The organism is Acetobacter syzygii (assembly GCF_000964225.1).
Lineage (GTDB): Bacteria > Pseudomonadota > Alphaproteobacteria > Acetobacterales > Acetobacteraceae > Acetobacter > Acetobacter syzygii.
Window position 1 is genome coordinate 36,040 of record NZ_BAMZ01000021.1, and the last position, 22,581, is coordinate 58,620.

Below are 22,581 nucleotides of genomic sequence, written 5' to 3' on the forward strand. Positions count from 1 at the left end.
ACTCCTCCACCGTTAACCCGCCGCAGTCCGGGAGAGAAACATGACCCTCAACCTAACCGTTCCACCCCAGACTCATGCTGATTTTTCGCCCAAAATCACCGTTATTGGCGTTGGCGGGGGGGGGACGAACGCGGTTGACAACATGATTGCCTCCAACCTGCAAGGTGTGGAATTTGTTGTTGCCAATACCGACGCGCAGAGTCTGGCCAAAAGTCTGGCAGACAGCCGCATCCAGCTTGGCCCGCACCTGACCCACGGTCTGGGTGCCGGGGCCAAGCCCGAAGTCGGCCGCGCCGCAGCGGAAGAAGCTGCGGACGAAATTGCCCGCTATCTGGACGGCGCTCATATGGTGTTCATCACCACAGGCATGGGGGGGGGCACCGGCACCGGGGCAGCCCCTGTTATTGCCCGCATGGCACGGGAGCGGAACATTCTGACCATTGGCGTGGTCAGCAAGCCCTTTGCATACGAAGGCAAACGCCGCGCCCGCGTGGCTGATGAGGGTATTCAGGAACTCCAGCAGTATGTTGATACGCTGATTGTGATTCCCAACCAGAATCTCTTCCGTATTGCCAACGAACGCACCACCCTGCGCGAAGCCTATAAGCTGGCTGACGAAGTTTTGAATATGGGTGTGCGCGGCGTAACCGACCTGATGATGGAACGCGGCTACGTTAACCTCGACTTTGCCGATATCCGCAGCGTTATGGCCGAAATGGGCAAGGCGATGATGGGGACAGGTGAAGCCGAAGGCGACAACCGCGCCGTGGAAGCGGCCGAAGCCGCCATTTCCAACCCACTGCTTGAAGATACCTGCATGGCCACGGCCAAGGGTCTGCTGGTCAATGTCACCGGCGGTGAAGACATGACCTTCTTCGAGGCGGAAGAAGCCTTCAACCGCATCTGCCGCGAAGTCCCCGAAGATGCCAACATGATCTTCGGGACCGTGATCGAGGAAAAAATGAGCGGGCGCGTCCGTGTGTCCGTTGTGGCAACGGGTATTGATGTCCCTCCTACGGGGAATGAACGCCCACATCTGGCTGCTGTAGAAAACGAAGCTCAGCCAGAACCGCAATACGCAGCACCCGAGGCCCAGACCAACACCGGCGCGGCACCAGTGGCACAAACGCAGGCACCGGCAGCCGAGCAGCCTGTAGGGGCGCCGTCACAGGGGTATGCCCAGCAGCAGCCCGCACCCCGCCATGCAGCCCCCCCGGCCCATACCGTACCGGGCCAGGTTGCGGCTGCGGCCCAGCAGCCCCGCCAGCCTGCCCCTCCTGCGGCTCCCGCGGCCTCCAAGCACGCCAACCTGTTCAGCGAACCACCACGCCCTTCGGCCTACCCAGTGCAGGACCCTAACGCCCGTAGCCTGTTTGGCCGCGTAACAGGGGCATTCCGCCGCGCAACAACGCCCGAAACACGGCAGGAACCCGTAGCGCAATCCCACCCCACCATTAGTCAGGCAGAACAGGGTGCTCCCCGTAGCGAAGGGGATAATGGTCTGGAAATTCCAACTTTTCTGCGCCGTTAAGCACTTCTTAATCTATCCTGTGGCATGGCCTCCGCCATGTTGCAGGGTATGAAACAGACCGCAATAATCATTGACTCGCATCTAACCCGGACAGGCTCTAACGTTAACGTGTCGTAAGTTTTCACACGAACATGGATGGTCGGGATCATGGATAATCTGACTGGGGATCTTGCCCCGTATTCCAAGTCTGCGGAGATCCTTCCAACCACTATGCGACAAATGCGCAAAAAACATTCTCCGGTCCAGCATACGCTGCACCATGCCATCCATGCTGTTGGTATTGGCCTGCATACGGGCCGCCCCATTACCATGACCATGGAACCCGCACCGGCAGGCCACGGCATTGTTTTCCAGCGCACGGACATTCCCGCCGCAGCGCCACTGCCCGCACGGTATGACCATGTGGTAGAAACCCGGCTCAGCACTGTTCTGGGCGAAAAAGACCGCCCCGAAAACCGCGTTGCCACTATTGAACACCTTATGGCAGCCTTGTGCGGGTGCGGCATTGATAACGCCCGCATTCTGGTAGATGGCCCGGAAACGCCGGTTTTTGATGGCTCGGCCGCCGATTTTGTTTTTCTGCTCGACTGCGCCGGGCGTAAAGCTCAGGACCTTCCCCGCCGGACCATACAGGTTATAAAACCTGTCCGGGTCACACACAAAGACTCATGGGTAGAACTGCTCCCCCACGATGGCGCGACCCCACACCTGTCCATGAGCATTGATTTTCCAGCCAGCGCCATTGGCGCGCAAAGCTACGATCTGGACCTGACCCCCACATCCTTCCGCAACGAACTGGCTGCCAACCGCACGTTTACCATGCGGCAGGAAATTGAAGCCCTGCATCAGGCCGGGCTGGCGCTGGGTGGGTCTTTGGACAACGCTATTGTGGTGGACAATGACTCCGTGCTGAACCCGACCGGCCTGCGCTGCCCGGACGAATTTATCCGCCACAAGGTTATGGATGCTGTGGGGGATCTGTATCTGGCTGGCTGTGTGCTCAATGCACGCTTTCATGGCCACCGTTCTGGCCATACGCTCAACAACAAGCTGCTCCATACCCTGTTCGCACAGAACACGGGATGGCAGGATATGACCAACCTCCAGTCCACATCCGCCGCCGCCTGACCAGCTTTTTGCGAGGCACGGTCAATAATCAGCGTTTCGGTGCTTTTCTTGACCCGCTGACATGCTATAAGATTTTGTCTCGATCTGAAGAGCCGGTATGTTTGATATTTCTATAAAAACACAGTCAGTCCGTCGTCGTCTGCCGTTCCTGCTCTCAGCTCTCATGCTGACGGGGCTGAGTGGTTGCAGCCTTTTTTCCGGCAGCAAAACACCGCCTCCAGCCCCCAAAATTGCTCCGCCGGAAACGCTCTACAATAATGGTATAGATGCCCTGCGCACCCGCCGTTACGAGCTTGCTGCCGCAGAGTTTGAAACACTCCAGCAGAATTACCCGTATTCCGGCTACATTCCCAACGCCCAGCTGATGGAAGGGTATGCTTACTACCTCAAGACCAAGTATCCTGAGGCCGTGCAGCAGCTCAACCGCTTTATCAGTCTGCACCCCACCAGCACCGATTCCGCCTATGCTTACTACCTGCGCGCACTCTGCTTTTATGAGCAGATTGCAGACGTACGGCGTGACCAGCAGGGCACGGCAGAAGCCATGGATGCGCTGGAAGAAGTTGTAACCCGCTTCCCCCAGAGTAAATACGCCCGGGATGCCCAGCTTAAAATTGACCTTTGCCGCGACCACCTTGCCGGGAAAGAAATGCTGGTCGGCCGCTATTACCAGCGCGAACGTAATTACGAAGGGGCCATTAACCGCTACCAGCGCGTTGTGCAGGACTTCCAGACCACCAACCATGTGCCTGAAGCCCTTGAGCGAATGGTGGAAGTTTACCTTGATCTGGGTCTCACAGATCAGGCCCGCAAAGCCGCTACGGTTCTCGGCTACAACTATTCCGGCAGTCAGTGGTACAAATATGCCTATGATAAGCTGAAAAGCCACAAGCTGCTTGATGGCAAACTGCCTGCCCCCGGCACGGTTGTTACAGCTCCTGCCAAAAAAATGACGGTCGAATCCCATACATCCGACACCCGGGATGAGCGCATGGCCGCACCCGCCGCCATGCAGCAGACAGATACGCCGCCACAGCCCAACACAGCCCAGCCGTCTGCCACGGCTCCGGCAAATGCCCAGCCTGCAGCACAGGTGCCTACGGCCACTAAAAAGTAACACTGTTTTTCCAACTTTGCTCTTGAATTAAGAACACAACAAGAACATACAGAACAGACCACTCCTATCCCAAGGAGTGGATGTGTCTGTTCAGGCTCTGGCTGGGGCAGGCGCGTTTGTTTGGTCTGCTCCGCAGACTCCAGTTATTTCAGGTGAGAACCTAAACGCCGGATGTCGCCATGCTGACACATCTTTCCATCCGAGACGTTGTGCTGATCGAAGCACTTGACCTTAATCTCCACCCCGGTTTTACCGCCTTAACGGGGGAGACGGGGGCGGGAAAATCCATTCTGCTTGACAGTCTGGGGCTGGCCATGGGCGAGCGTGCCAATGCGGGCCTTGTACGCTCCGGCGCGGAAGAAGCACGTGTAACAGCCTGTTTTGAAACACCGGCAAGCCACGCGATTTACGCACAACTGGAAGAACAGGGCATTCCCGCGGATAAGGGGGAGCCGCTTGTTCTGCGTCGCGTTATTTCGCGCGAGGGGCGTTCGCGCGCATGGATCAACGACCAGCCCGTCGGTCTGACCCTGCTGCGCAGAATGGCCGCCCAACTGATTGAAGTTCAGGGGCAGCACGAACAGATGGGTCTGGCCGATGCCGCAACCCACCGTGGCCTACTGGATGCCTACGGCATAAAACCTGCCCTGCTCAAAAAGGTCGCGCAGGCTTTTACCCACTGGCAGGACCTCAACCTCAGCCTTACCCGCGCCCAACAGGCACTGGAAGAGGCCACCCGAGAGGAAGAATGGCTGCGCCATACAGTAGATGAACTTTCCACCCTTGCACCCCAACCAGGGGAGGAAAGTCAGCTTGCACAGCAGCGCCACGCACTCCAGCAGGCTGAGCGTCGGGGCGAGGCTGTTGCTGCGGCTTTATCCGAACTCACCCCGCGGGACAGGCGCTCCACCGGGCCTGCAGCAGCCCTGCGCGCTGCCAGCCGGGCACTCCTGCGGCTTGTCCCCTCCTCCCCCTCATCCGACAGTCCAACCTCTGAACCGGACGTACTGGCAACCCGTACAACGGAAGCCCTGAGCGCTTTGGAAAATGCCGAGAATGCTCTGGCCGAAGCCGAAAGCCTGCTCTCCCGCCTTATGGCGGATACGGAGGCCAACCCGCGTGAACTGGAGGATACCGAGGAACGGCTGTTTGCACTCCGTACCGCCGCACGCAAACACAATGTTCTGGTGGATGATCTGGCAGCATTACTGGCCCAACTGACCAGCCGCCTGAGCGTAATGGAAAACGGGGCAACAGAACTGGAGGGGTTACGCCAAGCTGCGGAGGATGCCCGGCTGGCTTATAGGGATGCAGCCCAGAACCTGACAGATGCCCGCACCCATGCTGCAAAAAAAATGGAGCAGGCCGTTACTGCTGAACTCAAACCGATCAAACTGGAAAAAGCCCGCTTTCTGGCCGAATTGCAGCCCCTGCCCCCAGAACAGTGGAGCCGCCACGGTATGGAGCAGGTCATCTTTCTGATTGCAGCCAACCCCGGGCAGCCCCCCGGCCCTATAGCCAAGGTTGCATCGGGCGGGGAACTCTCTCGCCTTATGCTTGCACTCAAGCTGGTTCTGGCCGGGCAATCCGGTATTGGCACGCTTATTTTTGACGAGATCGATGCCGGGGTCGGCGGTGCCACGGCTGCGGCCATTGGCGAACGCCTGCACCGCCTTGCACTAAGCGTACAGGTTCTGGCTGTTACCCATAGTCCGCAAGTCGCCGCCAGTGCAGATGCGCACCTGCGTATTGGCAAACAGACCCGCAACGGGCAAACAGCCACGCACGCCACTCCATTGGCCCAGACAGAACGCAGGGAAGAAATTGCTCGTATGCTGGCAGGAGACACAATAACCGATGCGGCCCGCGCCGCTGCTGCCAGCCTGCTGGAACCCAAAAAATGACTGCTACCCAACCAACTGCACCAATGGACCTTCCGCAGGCCCGCGCCAGGTTGGCAGACCTTGCCGAGCAGATTGCACACCACAACACCGCTTACTACCGCCATGATGCGCCAGAAATAAGCGATGCGGACTACGACCTGCTCCGCCAGCAGTACAACACCCTTGTCGCCCAGTACCCAGAGGCCGAACCGGAAAACAGCGCCGCCAATACAGTCGGCGCCACCCCCGACACGGCTTTTGGCAAACACACCCACCTTGTTCCCATGCTCTCGCTCGACAATGTTTTTGGGCGCGAAGAGTTTGAGAGTTTTATAAGCCGCGCCAGCCGCTTTTTGGGGCTGGAGCAAAAAGATTCCACCTCACTTCGCCTGATAGGCGAACCCAAGATTGACGGACTTTCCATTAGCCTGACCTACGAGCACGGCAAATTTATCCGTGGCACAACCCGAGGCGATGGCACGGAAGGTGAGGACGTAACGGCCAACCTGCGCACATTACGCGACCTTCCGCTGGAACTCCCCGCCCCTTACCCTGACCTGATTGAAATCCGCGGGGAAGTATTCCTTTCCAAACACGATTTTCTAGCACTCAACATCGCACAGGAGCAGGCTGGTAAACGCCTGTTTGCCAACCCGCGCAACGCGGCGGCCGGGTCCCTGCGCCAGCTTGACCCCAGCATTACCGCCCAGCGTCCGCTCTCTCTCTTTGCTTATGCGCAGGGGTTCTGTTCCCAAAAAACAACCAGAAGCCACTGGGCCTACCTGCAACAGCTCCGGGCATGGGGTTTTTCAGTCAACCCGCTGTGCCGCCAGATTGATGGCGCGGCCCACGCTGAAGCTTTTTTTGAAGACATCAGCCGTGAACGGGCGGATCTGGCCTACGATATTGACGGTGTTGTTTACAAGATTGACGACCTGAGCCTTCAGGAACGATTGGGGTTTGCAGGGCGCGCGCCCCGCTGGGCCATAGCGTGGAAGTTTCCCGCCGAGCAGGCCACAACACGGCTGAACACCATAGAAATTCAAGTCGGACGTACTGGCGCATTAACCCCTGTTGCCCATCTGGAACCCGTTAATGTGGGAGGCGTGCTTGTAACCCGCGCAACCTTACACAACGAGGATGAGATTAACCGTAAGGACGTGCGTGAAGGAGATCTGGTATTTGTCCAGCGTGCGGGCGATGTTATTCCTCAGGTGCTGGGGCTTGCTCCGCAGGGGTCAAACGCTACAGAGCGTGGGCAGCCATTCCAGTTCCCAGACCATTGCCCCGCCTGTGGTGCGCTGGCAGTGCGCCCCGAGGGCGAGGCCGTGCGGCGCTGCACAGGTGGCCTTACCTGCCCTGCTCAGGCAGTGGAACGTCTGATTCACTTTGTCTCCCGCCTTGCGTTTGACATTGAAGGACTGGGTGACCGCAGTATTCGCGAATTTTATGATGCGGGGTTAATCCGCACCCCAACCGATATTTTCCGGCTTAAAACCCATGCCCCCGCACTGGAGCAGCGCGATGGCTGGGGCGAACAGTCCGTGCGCAATCTCCTGCAGGCCATTGAGGACCGGCGGACAATTTCACTCTCCCGCTTTATCTATGCGCTGGGCATCCGCCGCATTGGGGAAAGCAACGCCCGCCTGCTGGCCCGCCACTATGGCAGCTACACCAACTGGCTCTGCCAGATGGAGGCCGCTACCGTTATTGGTTCGGATGCCCGGCTGGAGCTTGGCTCCATTACCGGTATTGGCAATGCCATAGCCACGGATGTTGTGGCGTTTGTCGCTGAACCCCACAACCAGACCACTCTGGCCGAGCTAAGTGCAGAACTGCACATTACGGAGGAGAGTGCAGCCAGTGGCGGCCCGCTGGCTGGCAAGACCGTTGTGTTTACTGGCTCCCTGCTGACCATGACACGGCCAGAGGCCAAGGCCACGGCCGAACGCATGGGGGGCAAGGTATCCGACTCCGTCTCAAAAAAAACGGATCTGGTTGTGCTGGGGGAAAAAGCGGGGTCCAAAGCCAAAAAGGCGGCAGAGCTGAACATCCAGACCATGGATGAAGCGGAGTGGAACGCCTTTTGTGTAACAAACGGGTAGAAGCACCACACCCCCAGTTTTTTACCATTCGCGTGTAAAAGAGAGATTGCCCGGCAGCCAAATCTGCGCCATGCTGCGGGGCAACGAAGGGGTGGAGTTCGTCGTCCTAACCAAGAATAAAAATTCCGTGCCCAGTCTGGCTGCTGTTCCGGTATCCCCTGTTCCCATCCCCTCGGTCGGAACTTCAGCTCATCTGGCACAATAAAGAATGAAGTGAACGGCAAAATGACCAAGTGGATCTACAGTTTCGGTGCTGGCCAAAGCGAAGGCAACGCCGGGATGCGCAATCTCCTCGGCGGTAAAGGGGCTAACTTGGCAGAAATGGCCAATATTGGCCTGCCTGTGCCGCCCGGATTTACCATTACCACTGAAGTCTGCACCGCCTTTTACGACAACGGACGGAAGTATCCGGCTGAGCTGGAATCCCAGCTTGAAGCTGCCATGGGTCTGGTAGAAAAGGCCATGGGCCTGCGCTTTGGCGATGCCAACAACCCGCTTCTGGTTTCCGTCCGCTCTGGCGCGCGCGTTTCCATGCCCGGCATGATGGACACAGTGCTCAACCTCGGTCTGAACGACACAACGGTTGAAGGCCTTGTCCGCTCTTCCGGCGATGCCCGCTTTGCGTGGGACAGCTACCGCCGCTTCATTCAGATGTACGGCTCTGTTGTGCTGGGCGTACCGCACCATGAATTTGAAGATCTGCTGGAGCAGGTCAAGCGCGCCACCAACAAGCTGGACGACACAGCCCTGACGGCAGAAGAATGGCAGGATGTCGTTAAGAGCTACAAGCAGATTGTACTCAAGGAAACGGGTTCTGCCTTCCCCGAAAATCCCAAGGATCAGCTGTGGGGTGCCATTGGTGCCGTTTTTGGCTCATGGATGAACCCACGCGCCAACACCTATCGCAAACTGCACGATATTCCCGCAAGCTGGGGCACCGCTGTTAACGTACAGTCCATGGTGTTCGGCAACATGGGGGATGACTGTGCAACAGGTGTGTGCTTTACCCGCGACCCCTCCACCGGTGAAAACATTTTCTACGGTGAATACCTGATTAACGCTCAGGGTGAGGACGTTGTGGCCGGGATCCGGACCCCGCAGCCCATGGCGGAATGTCGTGCGGTCGAGGGCCAGACCTCGATGGAAAAGGCCCTGCCCGGTGCTTACAACGAACTGCTCAAGGTACGTGACCTGCTTGAACGCCACTACCGGGACATGCAGGACATTGAATTTACGGTTCAGGCCAACAAACTCTACCTGCTACAGACCCGTTCCGGCAAACGCACCGCAGCAGCAGCCCTGCGCGTAGCCATTGATATGGCCAAGGAAGGTCTGATCACGCAGGAAGAAGCCATTACCCGCGTGCCGCCTGCTTCTCTCGACCAGCTGCTCCACCCCGTGCTTGACCCCAAGGCGGAACGTGTACAGCTCACCCGTGGCCTGCCCGCCTCCCCCGGCGCTGCCACCGGCATTATCGCATTCTCTGCTGAAGATGTAGAAGATCGCGCTGCCAAGGGTGAGGACGTTATTCTGGTCCGTATTGAAACCTCCCCAGAGGACGTGCATGGAATGCACGCAGCCCGTGGCGTGCTGACCACGCGCGGCGGCATGACCTCCCACGCGGCTGTTGTGGCGCGTGGTATGGGCCGCGTGTGCGTAGCCGGCGCTGGCAGCATTGCCGTGGACTACAAGGCCCAGACCATGACCGTGGACGGCCACACACTCAAGGCGGGTGACTGGATTACCCTCGATGGTGGCACGGGTGCTGTTTACAAAGGCCGCGTTCCTACCATTCCGCCTACGCTTTCTGGCGATTTTGCAACCCTTATGGGCTGGGCAGATGGTGTTCGCCGCCTTGGCGTCCGCGCAAATGCCGAAACACCGGAAGATGCTCAGACCGCGCGCCGCTTTGGTGCGGAAGGCATTGGCCTGTGCCGGACCGAACACATGTTCTTTGGTCCAGACCGTATTGGCCACGTCCGCCAGATGATTATGGCAGACGACGTTGCCACTCGTGCCCGTGCCATTGAAGCCCTGCTGCCATTCCAGCGCGGTGACTTTACGGAACTGTTCCGCATTATGGCGGGCCTGCCCGTAACCATCCGCCTGCTGGACCCACCGCTGCATGAGTTCCTGCCGCATGGTGAGGCTGAACTGGCTGATGTTGCCAAGGCACTGGGTAAAGACGTGGAAAGCCTGCGCGCACGCCGCTCCGCCCTTTCCGAATCCAATCCGATGCTTGGCCACCGTGGCTGCCGTCTGGGTATTACCTACCCGGAAATTTACGCCATGCAGGTGCGCGCCATTACCGAGGCCGCTCTGGACATTGCCAAGGAAACAGGCAAAGCCGTTGATCCGGAAATCATGATCCCGCTGATTGGCACCAAGGCCGAGCTGGATCTGGTTCGCAAATCCTGCGAAAGCGTGATTGCGGATGTGCTTAAGGAACGCGGTACACAGCTTTCCTACAAAATTGGCACCATGATTGAGCTGCCCCGTGCTGCTCTGACCGCTGACCAGATTGCACAAAGTGCTGACTTCTTCTCCTTCGGCACCAACGATCTGACACAGACAACACTCGGTCTGTCACGCGATGATGCAGGCTCCTTCCTGCCTGAATACGTGGAAAAAGGGCTGCTGCCGCAGGATCCCTTTATTTCCATCGACCGTGAGGGCGTTGGATCACTAGTCCGTATGGGTGTGGAAAAAGGCCGTGCTTCCAAGCCGGACATCAAACTTGGCATCTGTGGTGAACATGGTGGCGACCCGCTCTCCATCGCCTTCTTTGAAGAAGTCGGGCTGGATTACGTCTCCTGCTCGCCTTTCCGTGTGCCAGTAGCCCGACTGGCCGCCGCTCAGGCAGCCCTGGCTGCACGCAATAACAAGGCTGTTAAAGCCTAAGGAAAGAGTGGCCGCCTCCCACCCGAGGCGGCCATTTTTCAATCTGGTATCATGCAAAAAATTCTTACACTCCACCTCGTTTCCGAGGCTACGGGGCAAACGCTTGATTCCGTGGCGCGGGCATGTATTGCACAGTTCCCCAATACGGAAGTCCGGCTACGGCACTGGAATCTTATTCGTACCCAGATTCAGCTCCGGCGGGTTTTGCGGCATATTGCCAATAACCGTGGTCCGGTCATGTCCACCCTGACCGACCCTATTCTACAGGCTGATATGGAAGCAGGGTGCGCCAGCCTTCACATCCGGCTTCTGGACGTACTGGATAATGCGCTACACTTTCTGGCCGAAGAAACCGGGGAAGAAGCAACACGCCACCCTGGCGGCCAGTATATTATGGACGAAAACTACTATCAGCGCATTGAGGCCATGCACTACGTTCTGGCCCATGATGATGGGCAGGAAACACGCGGCCTGAACAAAGCCGATGTGATTCTGGTTGGTGTCTCCCGCGTGTCTAAAACGCCGACCTGCTTTTATCTGGCCAACCGGGGTATTAAGGCTGCCAACGTGCCGCTAGTCATGGGGATTGAACCGCCAGAAGCACTGTTCAACACCACCAAGCCGGTTATTGGCCTAACAATCGACCCCGAACGATTGATAGAAATTCGCCGTAACCGTTTGAACCAGATGATGCCCGGCAAATCCCGCCCCGAGGCGGTAACGGATTACGCTTATATTGATCTGGAAAAAGTGCAGGAAGAACTGCACTGGGCCCGGCGCTTGTGCCGCCGCCATAACTGGCCAGTTATTGATGTAACCCGTCGTTCTATTGAAGAGACATCCGCCTCTATTCTGGAACTGATCGCCATTACTGCCTGACCAGCCCCATGCACCGTTATTGAACCAACGGTGCATGGTTTCTGGCTACTCAACCACTCCGGGCTACACAGCAGGTCAGACTAATCCGCCATTTCCTCTGGTGTGAGCCTTTGCACCCGTATGGCCTGCCCCTGTGCATTGTAATAAATCACACTGCTTCCACGCCGCTGGGCGTACCCATCGGGCTGGCCATCTTTGGTCCAGAATAGCAGGCGGTTTGTATCGGGCTGCTCCACCACCCGGTCACCCGGCGGGGTAAAGTGGTATTTGCTAAAATCCTTACGCGCACGGGGGAGTGGCAGTTTGCCCGCCAGATTATGCATACTCGATGCACGGTGGGCATCGGAATCATCATCGTCCCCGTCACCTTCAGCATGTGCAGGAACACCGGCCACCAGAGGCAGCGCCAGCGCACACAGACCGAACATGATTGTCCATTTTTTACGGAATACCGGCACCATGTCGGTTCTTCCTCCTTTATGCTGACCTTTAGTAGCCAGGCTTTGCTGTTACAGAACTATCGGTATCAGTTTTGGCACGAGCACCTTGCTTGGCAAGAGGCAAAACACCTTAAAATAGCAAAGTGCCCCCGGACCACACCGACTTGCCCGAACCCAACCGAAAGGGATAAGAAGGCGGCATGACAGAAACGCTGGTTGGCCCTTTTGAGCTGGAACGGGATATTAAGAAAAGCCGGTTTCTGGCCCGCGCCATACCCATAGCCAACCCAGAAGAAGCAGATGCCTTTATTGCCCGCATTGCAGCAGCCGAGCCTGATGCCACGCACCATTGCTGGGCCTGGCAATATGGCCCGCACTGCCGCTGCCACGATGCGGGAGAACCTTCCGGCACTGCTGGGCGGCCTATTTTGCAGGTTGTTGTCGCCCAGAAGCTGGACCGGGTGGCCATTGTTGTCTCGCGCTGGTTTGGCGGGATCAAACTTGGAGCGGGGGGACTGGTGCGTGCCTATGCGGGCACAGCCGCAGAATGCCTGCGAGAAGCCCCAAAGGAAGAGCTGATCGAACGGATCAGGCTGGGCTTCCATTGCCCATTTTCACTGCTGGGTCTTGTTCAGGCACGCCTGCCTGAATGGGGGGTGGAGGCCGACCACCCGATTTTTGACGAAAACGGAGCGCAGTTCCAGCTCCTGTTGCCGCAGGCTTTACATGATGATGTGTGCCGCAAGATAACCGACCTAACCAGTGGTCAGGCCGAGATACGCCTTATAGAAGACTGAGCGGCCTGCCCGTTAACGGGGGATAACCCAGCCGTTCCCTGTAGAATCCCCGACCTGACCGGACCCGAACGGGCCGGATGTCTGGTACGCGGAGCCATAGCGCGACAGGTCTGAACCCGTTACCGAATCCCTGTGTACCTTAGCCAGATGGTCTGGGTCATCCCCATGCTGGAAATCCATGGATGGTGCATCCTGGTAACCAGGTGGCAGGCTACGGTGCCCATGCACGGTTTTTGATTCGGTGGATTTGCTCGCACCCGCCCCCGTATCCATGGCGCCACTTCCTTCGGAAAAGGAGACATCATCATTAGGGGACATCAGAGGGTCCGCATGGGCAACACTGACTGCCCCCAGCAGGCTTGCGCCCATCAGCAGGCCGGACATTACGTTTACAAACGGTCTACGCAGCTGCGCCATTGCGCGTTACCCCGCAAGAAAAAAAGAAAAACACCCCGTAAAGCCATTAGGCTTAACAGCCTTGCGGGTTCCATACTTAGACCCTTATCACACCAAAAGGGCAAAAATCCAAATTCTCTGCATCCAAGTGGGGCAGATGCCACACCCTTGACCAGAACATGGCTTGAGCCAACAAACGCTATTTGCGTAATTGCTGCATATTAGACATAAAGGCAGCCGCCTTTGGCAATTTCATGGCCAAGAGAGATTGTTTTTACCCTTCTGCTTACCATCTGTGTGTAATCAGCCAAACTGAACAGGAACGCGTTATGAGTGCCACGCTCACCCAGCCCAACCCGACGTCTGAGACCTGGATGCCGGATAGCTGGCGTTCGTTTCCGTTCAAGCAGATCCCTACTTATCCGGATGCAGCAGCACTCAAAAATGTGGAAGACCGGCTGAGCACATACCCGCCGCTGGTTTTTGCCGGGGAGGTCCGCCGCCTGCGCAACCATCTGGCACAGGCCGCTCAGGGTAAGGCCTTTGTGCTGCAGGGTGGCCCATGCGCGGAAAGCTTTGGCGAGTTCAAGGCCGATATTGTGCGCGATACCTTCCGGGTTCTGCTGCAAATGGCTGTGGTGCTCACTTTTGGCGCCAAGGTGCCGGTTATCAAGCTCGGTCGCATGGCGGGGCAGTTTGCCAAGCCGCGTTCGTCCGATACGGAAACCGTGGATGGCGTAACCCTCCCCTCCTACCGGGGGGACATTATTAACGGGCCGGAATTCACACCCGGAGCCCGTATTCCCGACCCTGCCCGGATGGAAACAGGCTACTTCCAGTCCGCCGGGATCCAGAACCTCCTGCGCGCATTCTCCCGCGGGGGGTACGCCAACCTGCACGAAGTCCACCGCTGGAACCTTGGCTTTGTGGAGCGCTCTCCCCTTGCCAACCGTTACCGCACTATGGCTGAACGTATTGGCGAAACCCTCGCCTTTATGCAGGCCTGCGGGATTGATGCCGCCTCCTCCGCACAGGTGGACGAAACCGAATTCTACACCTCGCACGAAGCACTTCTGCTGCCGTATGAGCAGGCGCTGACACGGATCGATTCCACATCGGGCGCATGGTATGACTGCTCCGCACATTTTGTATGGATCGGGGACCGCACACGCCAGCCCGATGGCGCGCATGTTGAGTTCCTGCGTGGTGTGCGTAACCCCATTGGCATCAAGGTTGGCCCAACCACCAGTGTGGAAGACATCAAACGCCTGACCACGGTGCTGAACCCCCAGAACGAGGCCGGGCGTATTACCCTGATCTCACGCATGGGGGCAGAAAAAATCGAGCAGTTCCTGCCTCCGCTCATGCGCGCAGTCAAGGAAACGGGGCAGCCTGTTACGTGGATCAGTGATCCCATGCACGGCAACACCATTTCCACCGACAGCAAGGTCAAAACCCGCTCGTTTGATGCGGTTATGAAGGAAGTTAAAGGCTTTTTTGCCGTGTGTGCGGCAGAAGGCGTGCCTGCTGGCGGTGTTCATCTGGAAATGACGGGCCAGAACGTGACGGAATGCGTGGGCGGTGCCCAGCGCCTGACCGAAGCAGACCTTGGCGCACGGTATGAAACCTTCTGTGACCCGCGCCTGAACGCTGAGCAGTCGCTTGAACTGGCGTTCCTGATCGCGGAGGAGTTGACCGGTCGCAGCTAGGCCGCCCGCTCTTTAGCCTGATCACAGTAGCGGGGGGTGGTCTTTACGCCCCCCACTATCGCACCCATGATCTGTGTAGAGTGTATTTGGCAGAAAAGAGCATTTCAGCAATGACGCAATCCTTCTCCGGCGTGGCAGCTCCTGGCGTTACCACAGCCCAGGCCGCCACAGCATTGTCGGATTCCGAAATCCGTGCCCGTACGGATTCCTACTTCAACCGGACCCGGCAGATTGTCAGCCACTTCGGGGATTGCGAGGTGACTTACGCCTTTTTCCTCCGTTGTCCGGTTATATCCGCCCCCGGTATTATGCTGGAATGGCTCAAAAACGTTATGGCTGCACGCAACTGCGCCTACACGGTCGATGTGCTCCACCCGGAAGGGGAGTGGGTGGGAGCGGGTGAACCACTGGTTTATATAACCGGCTCGTTCCTGCATCTGGCGGATCTGGAAACCCTGCTGCTTCAAAAACTGGGGAGCGCCTGTGTTGCGGCTCTGCGCGCTTACCAGATGGCGCTTTCCCTGCCTCATACCCGTTTTTTAGCCATGGATGCCCGCCATTGCGCCGGGTATGAAATGCAGGAGCTTATGGCCTATGCGGCCTCTATTGGTGGACGGGCAGCCCAAAAAGATGGCGCAGTCGGGTTTGTCGGTACTGCGAACGATGCCGTAGCCTCTTTTTTTGGCACGGCAGAAGGGGCTGGCACCATGCCCCACGCCCTTATTGGTTACGCTGGCTCCACCGTGCGGGCGGCAGAAATGTTCCACGAGACATTCCCCAACACCGACCTTGTCGTTCTGGTCGACTATTTTGGGCAGGAAACCACGGACGCACTGGCCGTATGCCGCCGGTTTGAAGACTTGGCCAGAGCTGGCCGCATTGCCGTACGGCTGGATACGCACGGCGGGCGGTTTATGGAGGGGTTAAACCCGCAGGAATCCTATGCTGTGGTTAACCGCCATGCGCCAGAAGCCCTGCGCCGCTACCGCTCCGACCGGGAGTTGCGGTACCTGATTGGCACTGGCGTGTCCGCCGCCTCGATCTGGAAAATGCGTGAAACACTGGACGAAGCCGGGTTTAACAAAGTGCGCATTATTGCCTCCTCTGGCTTTGGGGTGACCAAATGCGCGTGTATGGCCGATGCCCACGCCCCCATAGATGTTGTTGGCACAGGCTCGTTCATTCCCGAAATATGGAACGAGACCTACGCAACAGCCGATATTATTTCTTACAACGGTGTTGAGCGGGTTAAAATCGGACGGGAATTCCTGTTTGCATCAGCCCGCAACCGAAAAGACAGCAAGGAAAATCCATGAACGAAACAGCCCCCCCGCAGGAACAAGGCTGGAAAGTCCGTATTCTGGACCTGTCCGGCGGTGCTGAAGACAATATTGTGGAAGATATTGGCATTTTTCATGATCTGGCCCATGCCAACGCTTTTGCCCGCGCCTATGTGCGCGACAGCGTAGAACGGTGCCGCACCCCCGGTGCCTCTGCCAAAGACGTGCTGGAAACATGGACCAGCTTTGGCGAGGACGCCATAGTGGTGGATGCTGGCGAGGATGGCTGGCGCTCTGCCAACGAACTGGACGATTTTACCGCCACCCCGGCTACCCCCATGGAACGTGACTGGCGTATGCTGGACCCCCGCCGTCTGGTGGATGGTGAGGAAATCATCCTTGAAGACGACGAAAGTGAAGGAGAGGACGGGGAAGAGAGCGAAGATGACGCGTTTGACCCCGGCCTGCACAACCTGCACTAACTAAGCCACCCGCTGGCAAGGGGGCCAGAACTGCCTGTGGCATGGCGCCCCTGCCCTGTTTTCTGTTCTCTTCGTGCTGGTCTTTCCAGCCCAATCACGGCATAAGCCTCTGTTATGAAACTCCGCTTTGCGCCCAGCCCTACCGGCCTCCTGCATGTGGGCAATGCCCGCCTTGCCCTTGCCAACGCCCTGTTTGCCCGCCGCAACGGTGGCAAATTCCAACTGCGTATTGATGATACAGATACCGGTCGCTCCCGCGAGGAACTGGTTGGTGCCATTCAGCAGGATCTGGAATGGATGGGCATTACGTGGGACGAAACCTTCCGCCAGACCGAGCGGCTGGACCGCTATGCCGCCGCCATTGAAAAACTGAAGGCATCCGGCCACCTGTACCCCTGCTTTGAAAGCGAGCAGGAACTGGCCGCCAAGCGCGAAACCCAGATCCGCCAGCGCCGTGCCCCTGTGTACGACCGCGCCATGCTCCGCATGACCGAACAGCAGCGCGCACAGGCAGAAGCCAACGGCAAGGTGCCTTACTGGCGCTTCAAACTCTCCGGCCGCATTGTGCGCTGGCGCGACCTTGTAATGGGGGAATGTCAGGTCAAGCTGCCGTCTGTCTCCGATCCGGTTCTGGTCAGGACCGATGGCACGGTCCTGTACACACTCGCTTCCGTTGTGGATGATCTGGAAACCGGGATCAGCCACATTATCCGCGGGGAAGACCACGTAACCAATACTGGCGTGCAGATTGACATTGCCGAAGCTCTGGGCGCACGCCCTGACCACTTCCGTTTTGCCCACCTGCCCCTGTTGCTGGACGAAAACGGCGGCAAGCTCTCCAAACGGTTTGATGCATGCTCCCTGCGCACATTGCGGCAGGATGGGGTGGAAGCTCAGGCGCTCATTTCCTACCTTGCACGCCTTGGCAGCTCGGACGACCCGGCGTTAATGCCGTTTGACGCTCTGGCCCAGAGCTATGATCTGTCCCATATCTCGCGCTCTGCCGCCCGCTTTGATACACGCCAGCTTTTGGGGCTGAACCACCGCTACCTTGCCCAGCTCCCCTTTGATGCCATTGCCGACAAACTGCCCAAAGGCGCAACAGAAGCGTTCTGGCTGGCAATCCGCAGCAATATTGACCTGCTTTCCGAGGCCAAGCTGTGGTTGCAGGTTGTGGAAGGGGACATTATCCCCCCTGTGCAGGAAGCGGACGAAGCGTTCCTGAAGGATGCCGCAGCCCTTCTCCCGGCAGAACCGTGGGATGAAGGCACATGGAAAACATGGACCACGGCTATTAAGGACAAAACCGGACGGAGCGGCAAAGCCCTGTTCCATCCGCTGCGCGTAGCCCTGACGGGGGAAGAGCATGGTCCAGAACTGCGCGACCTGCTGCCCCTTATTGGCCGCCCCCGGGCGCTGGCCCGTCTGCTGCCTTCCCACGGATAAAGGGCAGTATCCGGCACCAGCCTAAAAACACCCATACAGCCCCGGCACACCCACCGGAGCTGTATGGCCAGGCCGGAACAAAAAGCCACACAGGTTGACCCGGTTGAATGGCCATACCCATAAACATGACTTGACCATGCGTGCTCTCACCTTTCACATAGAAAGGATTGTGCCGCTCCCTGTCAGTCTGGATTTTGTATGCGCCCTGTTCTGCACCGCCGTACATTTGGTTTGGGTCTGACCGCGCTTTTAGCCGCCCCCGCCACCGGGTATGCAACCGCCATACCCGACCTTATGGACCGCCCACCACCCGAGTTGGAAGAACTCAAGTGGTACCCACCACTCCGGCAGGCCATTCAGGCGCTCATTAACGCCAATGGCCAATATTCCGAGCACTACAACGCCAGCAGCCCTCCTTATGTGGTGATGGACTGGAATAACATGGCCATAGTGGGCGATGTGCAGCAAACGCTGTTCCTGTTCATGCTGGAGCACTTCTGCTTTCTTATGCCTGCACAAAAGTTCCGCAAGCTGATCCATGTCCATGCTTCCAGCCACCCACTTCCGGCTCCTTTTACAAACATGGCTGGGCAGCCGGTCGCTTTTCCCGACCTTGTGGCGGACATTGTAGAAGATTACAGCGCACTGGCGGCCCGCTACGGGCACATGCCCCACCCCATTGCGCGCGAGGCGTTACAGGATGACCCCGCGATGCTAGCGTTCAGGGCACGTATGGCCTTCTGCCATCAGGCTGTTGCCGCGTTACATGGCCCCGACGCGGCCCAGCAATGGATGATCCGGCTTGTGGCAGAACAAACCCAGACGGATGTTATTGCACTCAGCCGCGCTGCTAATGAATGGTGTCTTGGAGCCTCCATTGCCGCGCAAAAATGGGTCTGCCCTTCCACACGCCCCGGCAAGGCTGGACCTGTACAGGTCAACGTCACCCAAATGCTGCGCCTGACACCGGAGATGGGCAACCTGCTCCAGATTTTGCAAGAACACGGCATAGATCCGATTATCTGCTCTTCAGCACTGGAAGATCTGGTGGCCCTGTTCGCAACCTCGGCCGAATATGGCTATAACCTGCGGCATGAGCACGTGTTTGGCGCACGGCTGGTCGAACGCAAAGGGGTTATGGAACCGGTTGAGGTTCCCCACTATCCATTCCCCGCGGGTGTAGGCAAAACCGAGTTGATCCGCCTCCACTATGAGCAAAAAAGAAAACAGCCACCGCTCATGATTTTTGCTGGTGAAGACAGCACGGCAAACCTGCTGCAATCTTTTCCCGATACGCCCTTATGCTGCCTGATCAACCGCCAGCAATCCGAAGATATGCAGGTGTTTTTACGTGCAGCCGCACAACCACCCCCAACTGCCGTACCCCGCAGGCTTTACCTGCAAGGGCGGGATGAAAATACCGGAGAATGGCGGCCCCATGCCTCCAGCCTGCTGTTGGGCAGTTCCACACCCACCCTGCCTACGTGACCATTCCCGCTCTGCAATCCAGCGTTCGAGCACTCATCAGGACCAGACCTTGCGCGGCTTCCAGCGGTTGAGCAGGAGGGAGTTGCTCACAACCGATACGGAACTCATTGCCATAGCGGCACCAGCCAGAACCGGGTCCAGCAATCCGAATGCCGCCAATGGCAGGCCCAATATGTTGTAAATAAAAGCAAAAAACAGGTTTTGCCGAATTTTGGCAACCGTTGCGCGTGAGAGCGAGAGCGCATCGACCAAAGCCGTTAACTGGCTACGGACAAGCACGACATCCGCTGTTTCCAGCGCAATATCGGCCCCTGCACCAATGGCAAAACTCACATCAGCCAAAGCCAGAGCAGGGGCATCGTTTATGCCATCCCCCACCATGCCTACGCAGTGTTCATGCTGGCCGCGCAGCCGTGCAATCTGGGTTGCTTTACCATCTGGCAACACACCGGCTATGACTTCGTCTATGCCGACCTGACGGGCTACGGCCTGTGCCGCCCGCTCGTTATCGCCACTCAGCATGACCACGCGCACGCCCTCGCTCTGCAATGCCCTCATGGCAAGCTGCGCCTCTGGCCGGACCTGATCTGCCAGTCCAAAATATGCCACCACTGCACCGGCACGCGCCAAGGCCACAATGGTCTGCCCCCGTGCCTGCCAGCCATCGGTGAGGGTGCGGTCAATCTGGCATCCGATCTGCTGCATGAAGGCCAGAGACCCCATAAAAACATCATCGCCCCCCATACGGGCCTGCACACCCCACCCTGGTATGGCCTTAAAAGCAGTTATGGCAGCAGGCTCCGCCCCCTGTACCCTGGCATACGCAACAACCGCACGCGCCAGAGGGTGTTCGGAACTCTGCTCCAGCGCATAGGCCAGACCCAGCACGCTCTTCTGGTCCACGGTGGGGGGGAAGTCCGCTTGAATTACGCCGGGCCGCCCCATGGTAAGCGTGCCGGTTTTATCTGTTACCAGAATATCCATTTTGCGCGCCTGCTCGAGCGCATCCGCATTTCGGAACAGAATACCAGCCTGTGCGCCAAGCCCCGTGCCGACCATAATGGCTGTTGGCGTGGCCAGCCCTAATGAACAGGGGCAGGCAATGACCAATACGGATATGGCATTGACCAGACTAACGCCAAGATTGCCCGAATACGCCCAGCCCACGCCAAAAGTCAGCCCTGCCAGCCCTAACACGGCAGGCACAAACACAGCCGCCACACGGTCTGCCAAACGTTGCACACTGGCTTTGCTGCCCTGTGCCTGCTCCACCATGCGCACAATGCCTGCCAGCACAGTCCGGGCACCAACGTTGGTCGCCTGTACGCGCAAAACGCCTGTCTGGTTTAGCGTACCAGCAAACACAGGTTCCCCCGTGGTTTTGGCAACTGGCAGGCTCTCCCCCGTCAGCATGGACTCGTTCAGGTCGGATCGTCCCTCCAGCACGGTACCATCTACCGCCACACTCTCCCCCGGGCGGACCATAAACACGGCTCCCGGAGCAATCTGCTCAACGGGCAGGTCCACCCACTGGCCATTCTGCTCCACATGAGCTGTGCGGGGTTGCAGGTGCATCAGACTTTGCATACCCGCCCGAGCACGGGCTTTGGCGCGGGCCTCCAGCAGCCGCCCCAGCAGCACCAGTGTGATCACCAACGCGCTGGTTTCAAAATAAACAGGCTGATCCAGCCCCATGGCTGCCACAACCGCGCTGAAGGCAAAGGCTATGCCTGTTCCCATAACCACCAGCACATCCATGTTGGCAGCACCAGCACGCAACGCATGAATGGCGCCACCATACAAAGCCCGTCCGCACCAGAACTGCACAAGAGCTGCCAGACCAAGCTGCCCCCACCATGGCAGCATAAAGGTGTGAACGCCCACCATCATTCCTAGCATCTGGGCCAGAAACGGCAGGCTTACCAAAGCCGAGAGCAGAAAATTCCACCACTCGCTCCGCCATTCAGCCTGATTCTGCCTGTTTTGCTCATCCGGGTCCTGAGGGGTGTAAAGGCTTGCACCAAATCCCGCTTTTTCTACACTGGCGATCAGGGATGGTGCATCCACCACGCCGGGTACAAAACAGACATGCGCCCGCTCCGTAGCCAGATTAACCGATGCCTGAACGGATGGCAGGGCGTTCAGCACTTTTTCCACCCGGTTTACGCAGGATGCACAGGTCAGACCTGTCAGAGCCAGATCCACACTGGTACTCTGGGGCGTAAATCCGGCCTGTCGCACGGTATCCAGCACGCCGGGCAACTGTTCGGCCACGTTCTGCACAGTAACCTGCGCCCGTTCGGTGGCAAAATTGACCGACGCCTGTACCCCCGGCTGCCTGTTGAGCACTTTTTCCAGCCGGGCGGCGCAACTGGCGCAGCTCATACCCTCCACGGGAAAACTGACTATCTGGCTCATACTGTTATGGCTCCATACCTGTGATCAGGCCCGGCCGGGCAAAAATGCAGTGGCATGGGGCGTGCCACCATACCGTGTTCCATTCTTCTTGCCATATATGCCCCCTAGGGGTATATGCAAATTATGCAGCGCCACTTTCCCCTGCGTGGATTTATTCTGACCTGCCTGCTTATGCTGGGCAGCATGGCTGGCGTCTGGGTGCTGCATTCCCCAGCCCATGCGACCCAGACCACCATGGTCCATGCCCCCCTCCACAATGGGCACCACCACGCCATGGCACCGGGCGGTCCGCACAACAATCCCACTTCCGCCGTTGGCTGCCCATCCGCTACGGCAGCGGTGCACCATTTGATGCACCACCACGCAGCCTGCTGCATGACGGGTAATGCCCTGTCTGTTATGGATCCATCGGCCGACATATTGCCTGCGGGTTTTTTATGGCACGCAGCGGTGCGCCCGGTGTTTACGCCCCAGCACGCACTACCTGACCGCAGGGCCGCCCCCCTGCTCCGCCCGCCCAGACTGCACACAGCCTGACCCAGCCGCCGGAGCCTCCCTACAGGCTCCGCCCGATCAGACCT

17 protein-coding genes are annotated in these 22,581 nt (G+C 58.2%); 14 read left to right on the top strand and 3 right to left on the bottom strand.

The genetic code is table 11. The annotated features are described in order from the left end of the window. Positions 1-40: 40 nt before the first annotated feature. The 7 genes from ftsZ to Absy_RS08360 all read left to right on the top strand — a co-directional run bounded on the left by ftsZ (position 41) and on the right by Absy_RS08360 (position 11,544). On the top strand, positions 41-1,531 hold the full coding sequence (gene ftsZ / locus Absy_RS08330; protein WP_048854283.1) for a cell division protein FtsZ: 1,491 nt from the start codon (positions 41-43) through the stop codon (positions 1,529-1,531). 147 nt (positions 1,532-1,678) lie between these two features. After that, positions 1,679-2,659: a UDP-3-O-acyl-N-acetylglucosamine deacetylase gene (gene lpxC / locus Absy_RS08335; protein ID WP_048854284.1), complete on the top strand. Its 981-nt coding sequence runs from the start codon at positions 1,679-1,681 to the stop codon at positions 2,657-2,659. 97 nt (positions 2,660-2,756) lie between these two features. Next, positions 2,757-3,776: an outer membrane protein assembly factor BamD gene (locus tag Absy_RS08340; RefSeq protein WP_048854285.1), complete on the top strand. Its 1,020-nt coding sequence runs from the start codon at positions 2,757-2,759 to the stop codon at positions 3,774-3,776. Positions 3,777-3,955: 179 nt separating this feature from the next. Beyond that, positions 3,956-5,680 carry a DNA repair protein RecN gene (recN, locus tag Absy_RS08345; RefSeq protein WP_048854286.1) on the top strand — a complete coding sequence of 575 codons (1,725 nt, stop codon included), beginning with the start codon at positions 3,956-3,958 and terminating at the stop codon, positions 5,678-5,680. 23 nt (positions 5,681-5,703) lie between these two features. Continuing rightward, positions 5,704-7,764 carry an NAD-dependent DNA ligase LigA gene (gene ligA / locus Absy_RS08350; protein ID WP_052945730.1) on the top strand — a complete coding sequence of 687 codons (2,061 nt, stop codon included), beginning with the start codon at positions 5,704-5,706 and terminating at the stop codon, positions 7,762-7,764. A 225-nt stretch (positions 7,765-7,989) separates the two neighbouring features. After that, entirely contained in the window at positions 7,990-10,665 is a 2,676-nt protein-coding gene (gene ppdK / locus Absy_RS08355; protein WP_048854288.1) for a pyruvate, phosphate dikinase, read from the top strand. Positions 10,666-10,716: 51 nt separating this feature from the next. Then, complete coding sequence (locus Absy_RS08360) at positions 10,717-11,544, top strand: pyruvate, water dikinase regulatory protein (RefSeq protein ID WP_048854289.1); 828 nt, start codon at positions 10,717-10,719, stop codon at positions 11,542-11,544. Positions 11,545-11,624: 80 nt separating this feature from the next. Here Absy_RS08360 and Absy_RS08365 read toward each other — a convergent pair whose 3' ends face one another. Next, positions 11,625-12,005: a hypothetical protein gene (locus Absy_RS08365; RefSeq protein WP_084597020.1), complete on the bottom strand. Its 381-nt coding sequence runs from the start codon at positions 12,003-12,005 to the stop codon at positions 11,625-11,627. A gap of 179 nt (positions 12,006-12,184) precedes the next feature. On the opposite strand from Absy_RS08365, the gene Absy_RS08370 reads away from it, so the two are divergent. After that, the gene (locus Absy_RS08370) at positions 12,185-12,781 is read left to right on the top strand and encodes an IMPACT family protein (protein WP_048854290.1); all 597 of its coding nucleotides are present in this window, start codon (positions 12,185-12,187) and stop codon (positions 12,779-12,781) included. Between the two features lie 12 nt (positions 12,782-12,793). Here the strand turns inward: Absy_RS08370 and Absy_RS08375 are convergent, their stop codons facing one another. Then, positions 12,794-13,198, bottom strand: coding sequence for a hypothetical protein (locus tag Absy_RS08375; RefSeq protein ID WP_048854291.1), 405 nt, complete (start codon positions 13,196-13,198; stop codon positions 12,794-12,796). 308 nt (positions 13,199-13,506) lie between these two features. On the opposite strand from Absy_RS08375, the gene Absy_RS08380 reads away from it, so the two are divergent. The 5 genes from Absy_RS08380 (at position 13,507) to Absy_RS08400 (ending at position 19,582) form a co-directional block, all read left to right on the top strand. Then, a complete protein-coding gene (locus Absy_RS08380; RefSeq protein WP_048854292.1) occupies positions 13,507-14,886 on the top strand; it encodes a class II 3-deoxy-7-phosphoheptulonate synthase in 1,380 nt (459 codons plus the stop codon). 110 nt (positions 14,887-14,996) lie between these two features. Continuing rightward, positions 14,997-16,202 (top strand): beta/alpha barrel domain-containing protein, encoded by a 1,206-nt coding sequence (locus tag Absy_RS08385; protein ID WP_048854293.1) that lies wholly within the window; start codon positions 14,997-14,999, stop codon positions 16,200-16,202. Further along, positions 16,199-16,648 carry a hypothetical protein gene (locus tag Absy_RS08390; RefSeq protein WP_048854294.1) on the top strand — a complete coding sequence of 150 codons (450 nt, stop codon included), beginning with the start codon at positions 16,199-16,201 and terminating at the stop codon, positions 16,646-16,648. Before Absy_RS08385 ends, Absy_RS08390 begins: the two co-directional genes overlap by 4 nt. Positions 16,649-16,762: 114 nt before the next feature. After that, a complete protein-coding gene (gene gltX, locus Absy_RS08395) occupies positions 16,763-18,094 on the top strand; it encodes a glutamate--tRNA ligase (protein ID WP_048854295.1) in 1,332 nt (443 codons plus the stop codon). A gap of 198 nt (positions 18,095-18,292) precedes the next feature. After that, positions 18,293-19,582, top strand: coding sequence for a hypothetical protein (locus Absy_RS08400; protein ID WP_048854296.1), 1,290 nt, complete (start codon positions 18,293-18,295; stop codon positions 19,580-19,582). 36 nt (positions 19,583-19,618) lie between these two features. Here the strand turns inward: Absy_RS08400 and Absy_RS08405 are convergent, their stop codons facing one another. Beyond that, positions 19,619-22,000 (bottom strand): heavy metal translocating P-type ATPase, encoded by a 2,382-nt coding sequence (locus Absy_RS08405; protein ID WP_084597022.1) that lies wholly within the window; start codon positions 21,998-22,000, stop codon positions 19,619-19,621. Between the two features lie 123 nt (positions 22,001-22,123). Here Absy_RS08405 and Absy_RS08410 point away from each other — a divergent pair, with 123 nt between their 5' ends. Then, positions 22,124-22,537, top strand: coding sequence for a hypothetical protein (locus tag Absy_RS08410; protein ID WP_146802606.1), 414 nt, complete (start codon positions 22,124-22,126; stop codon positions 22,535-22,537). The last annotated feature ends 44 nt before the right edge of the window (positions 22,538-22,581 follow it).

What these genes read in the sequence shown, in the direction of transcription:
- recN (WP_048854286.1), top strand. Translation starts at nt 3,956, where the DNA reads ATGCTGACACATCTTTCCATCCGAGACGTTGTGCTGATCGAAGCACTT.
- Absy_RS08385 (WP_048854293.1), top strand. Translation starts at nt 14,997, where the DNA reads ATGACGCAATCCTTCTCCGGCGTGGCAGCTCCTGGCGTTACCACAGCC.
- ppdK (WP_048854288.1), top strand. Translation starts at nt 7,990, where the DNA reads ATGACCAAGTGGATCTACAGTTTCGGTGCTGGCCAAAGCGAAGGCAAC.
- Absy_RS08390 (WP_048854294.1), top strand. Translation starts at nt 16,199, where the DNA reads ATGAACGAAACAGCCCCCCCGCAGGAACAAGGCTGGAAAGTCCGTATT.
- Absy_RS08380 (WP_048854292.1), top strand. Translation starts at nt 13,507, where the DNA reads ATGAGTGCCACGCTCACCCAGCCCAACCCGACGTCTGAGACCTGGATG.
- lpxC (WP_048854284.1), top strand. Translation starts at nt 1,679, where the DNA reads ATGGATAATCTGACTGGGGATCTTGCCCCGTATTCCAAGTCTGCGGAG.
- Absy_RS08405 (WP_084597022.1), bottom strand. Translation starts at nt 22,000, where the DNA reads ATGAGCCAGATAGTCAGTTTTCCCGTGGAGGGTATGAGCTGCGCCAGT.
- ligA (WP_052945730.1), top strand. Translation starts at nt 5,704, where the DNA reads ATGGACCTTCCGCAGGCCCGCGCCAGGTTGGCAGACCTTGCCGAGCAG.
- Absy_RS08340 (WP_048854285.1), top strand. Translation starts at nt 2,757, where the DNA reads ATGTTTGATATTTCTATAAAAACACAGTCAGTCCGTCGTCGTCTGCCG.
- Absy_RS08410 (WP_146802606.1), top strand. Translation starts at nt 22,124, where the DNA reads ATGCAGCGCCACTTTCCCCTGCGTGGATTTATTCTGACCTGCCTGCTT.
- gltX (WP_048854295.1), top strand. Translation starts at nt 16,763, where the DNA reads ATGAAACTCCGCTTTGCGCCCAGCCCTACCGGCCTCCTGCATGTGGGC.
- Absy_RS08365 (WP_084597020.1), bottom strand. Translation starts at nt 12,005, where the DNA reads ATGGTGCCGGTATTCCGTAAAAAATGGACAATCATGTTCGGTCTGTGT.
- ftsZ (WP_048854283.1), top strand. Translation starts at nt 41, where the DNA reads ATGACCCTCAACCTAACCGTTCCACCCCAGACTCATGCTGATTTTTCG.
- Absy_RS08375 (WP_048854291.1), bottom strand. Translation starts at nt 13,198, where the DNA reads ATGGCGCAGCTGCGTAGACCGTTTGTAAACGTAATGTCCGGCCTGCTG.
- Absy_RS08360 (WP_048854289.1), top strand. Translation starts at nt 10,717, where the DNA reads ATGCAAAAAATTCTTACACTCCACCTCGTTTCCGAGGCTACGGGGCAA.
- Absy_RS08400 (WP_048854296.1), top strand. Translation starts at nt 18,293, where the DNA reads ATGCGCCCTGTTCTGCACCGCCGTACATTTGGTTTGGGTCTGACCGCG.
- Absy_RS08370 (WP_048854290.1), top strand. Translation starts at nt 12,185, where the DNA reads ATGACAGAAACGCTGGTTGGCCCTTTTGAGCTGGAACGGGATATTAAG.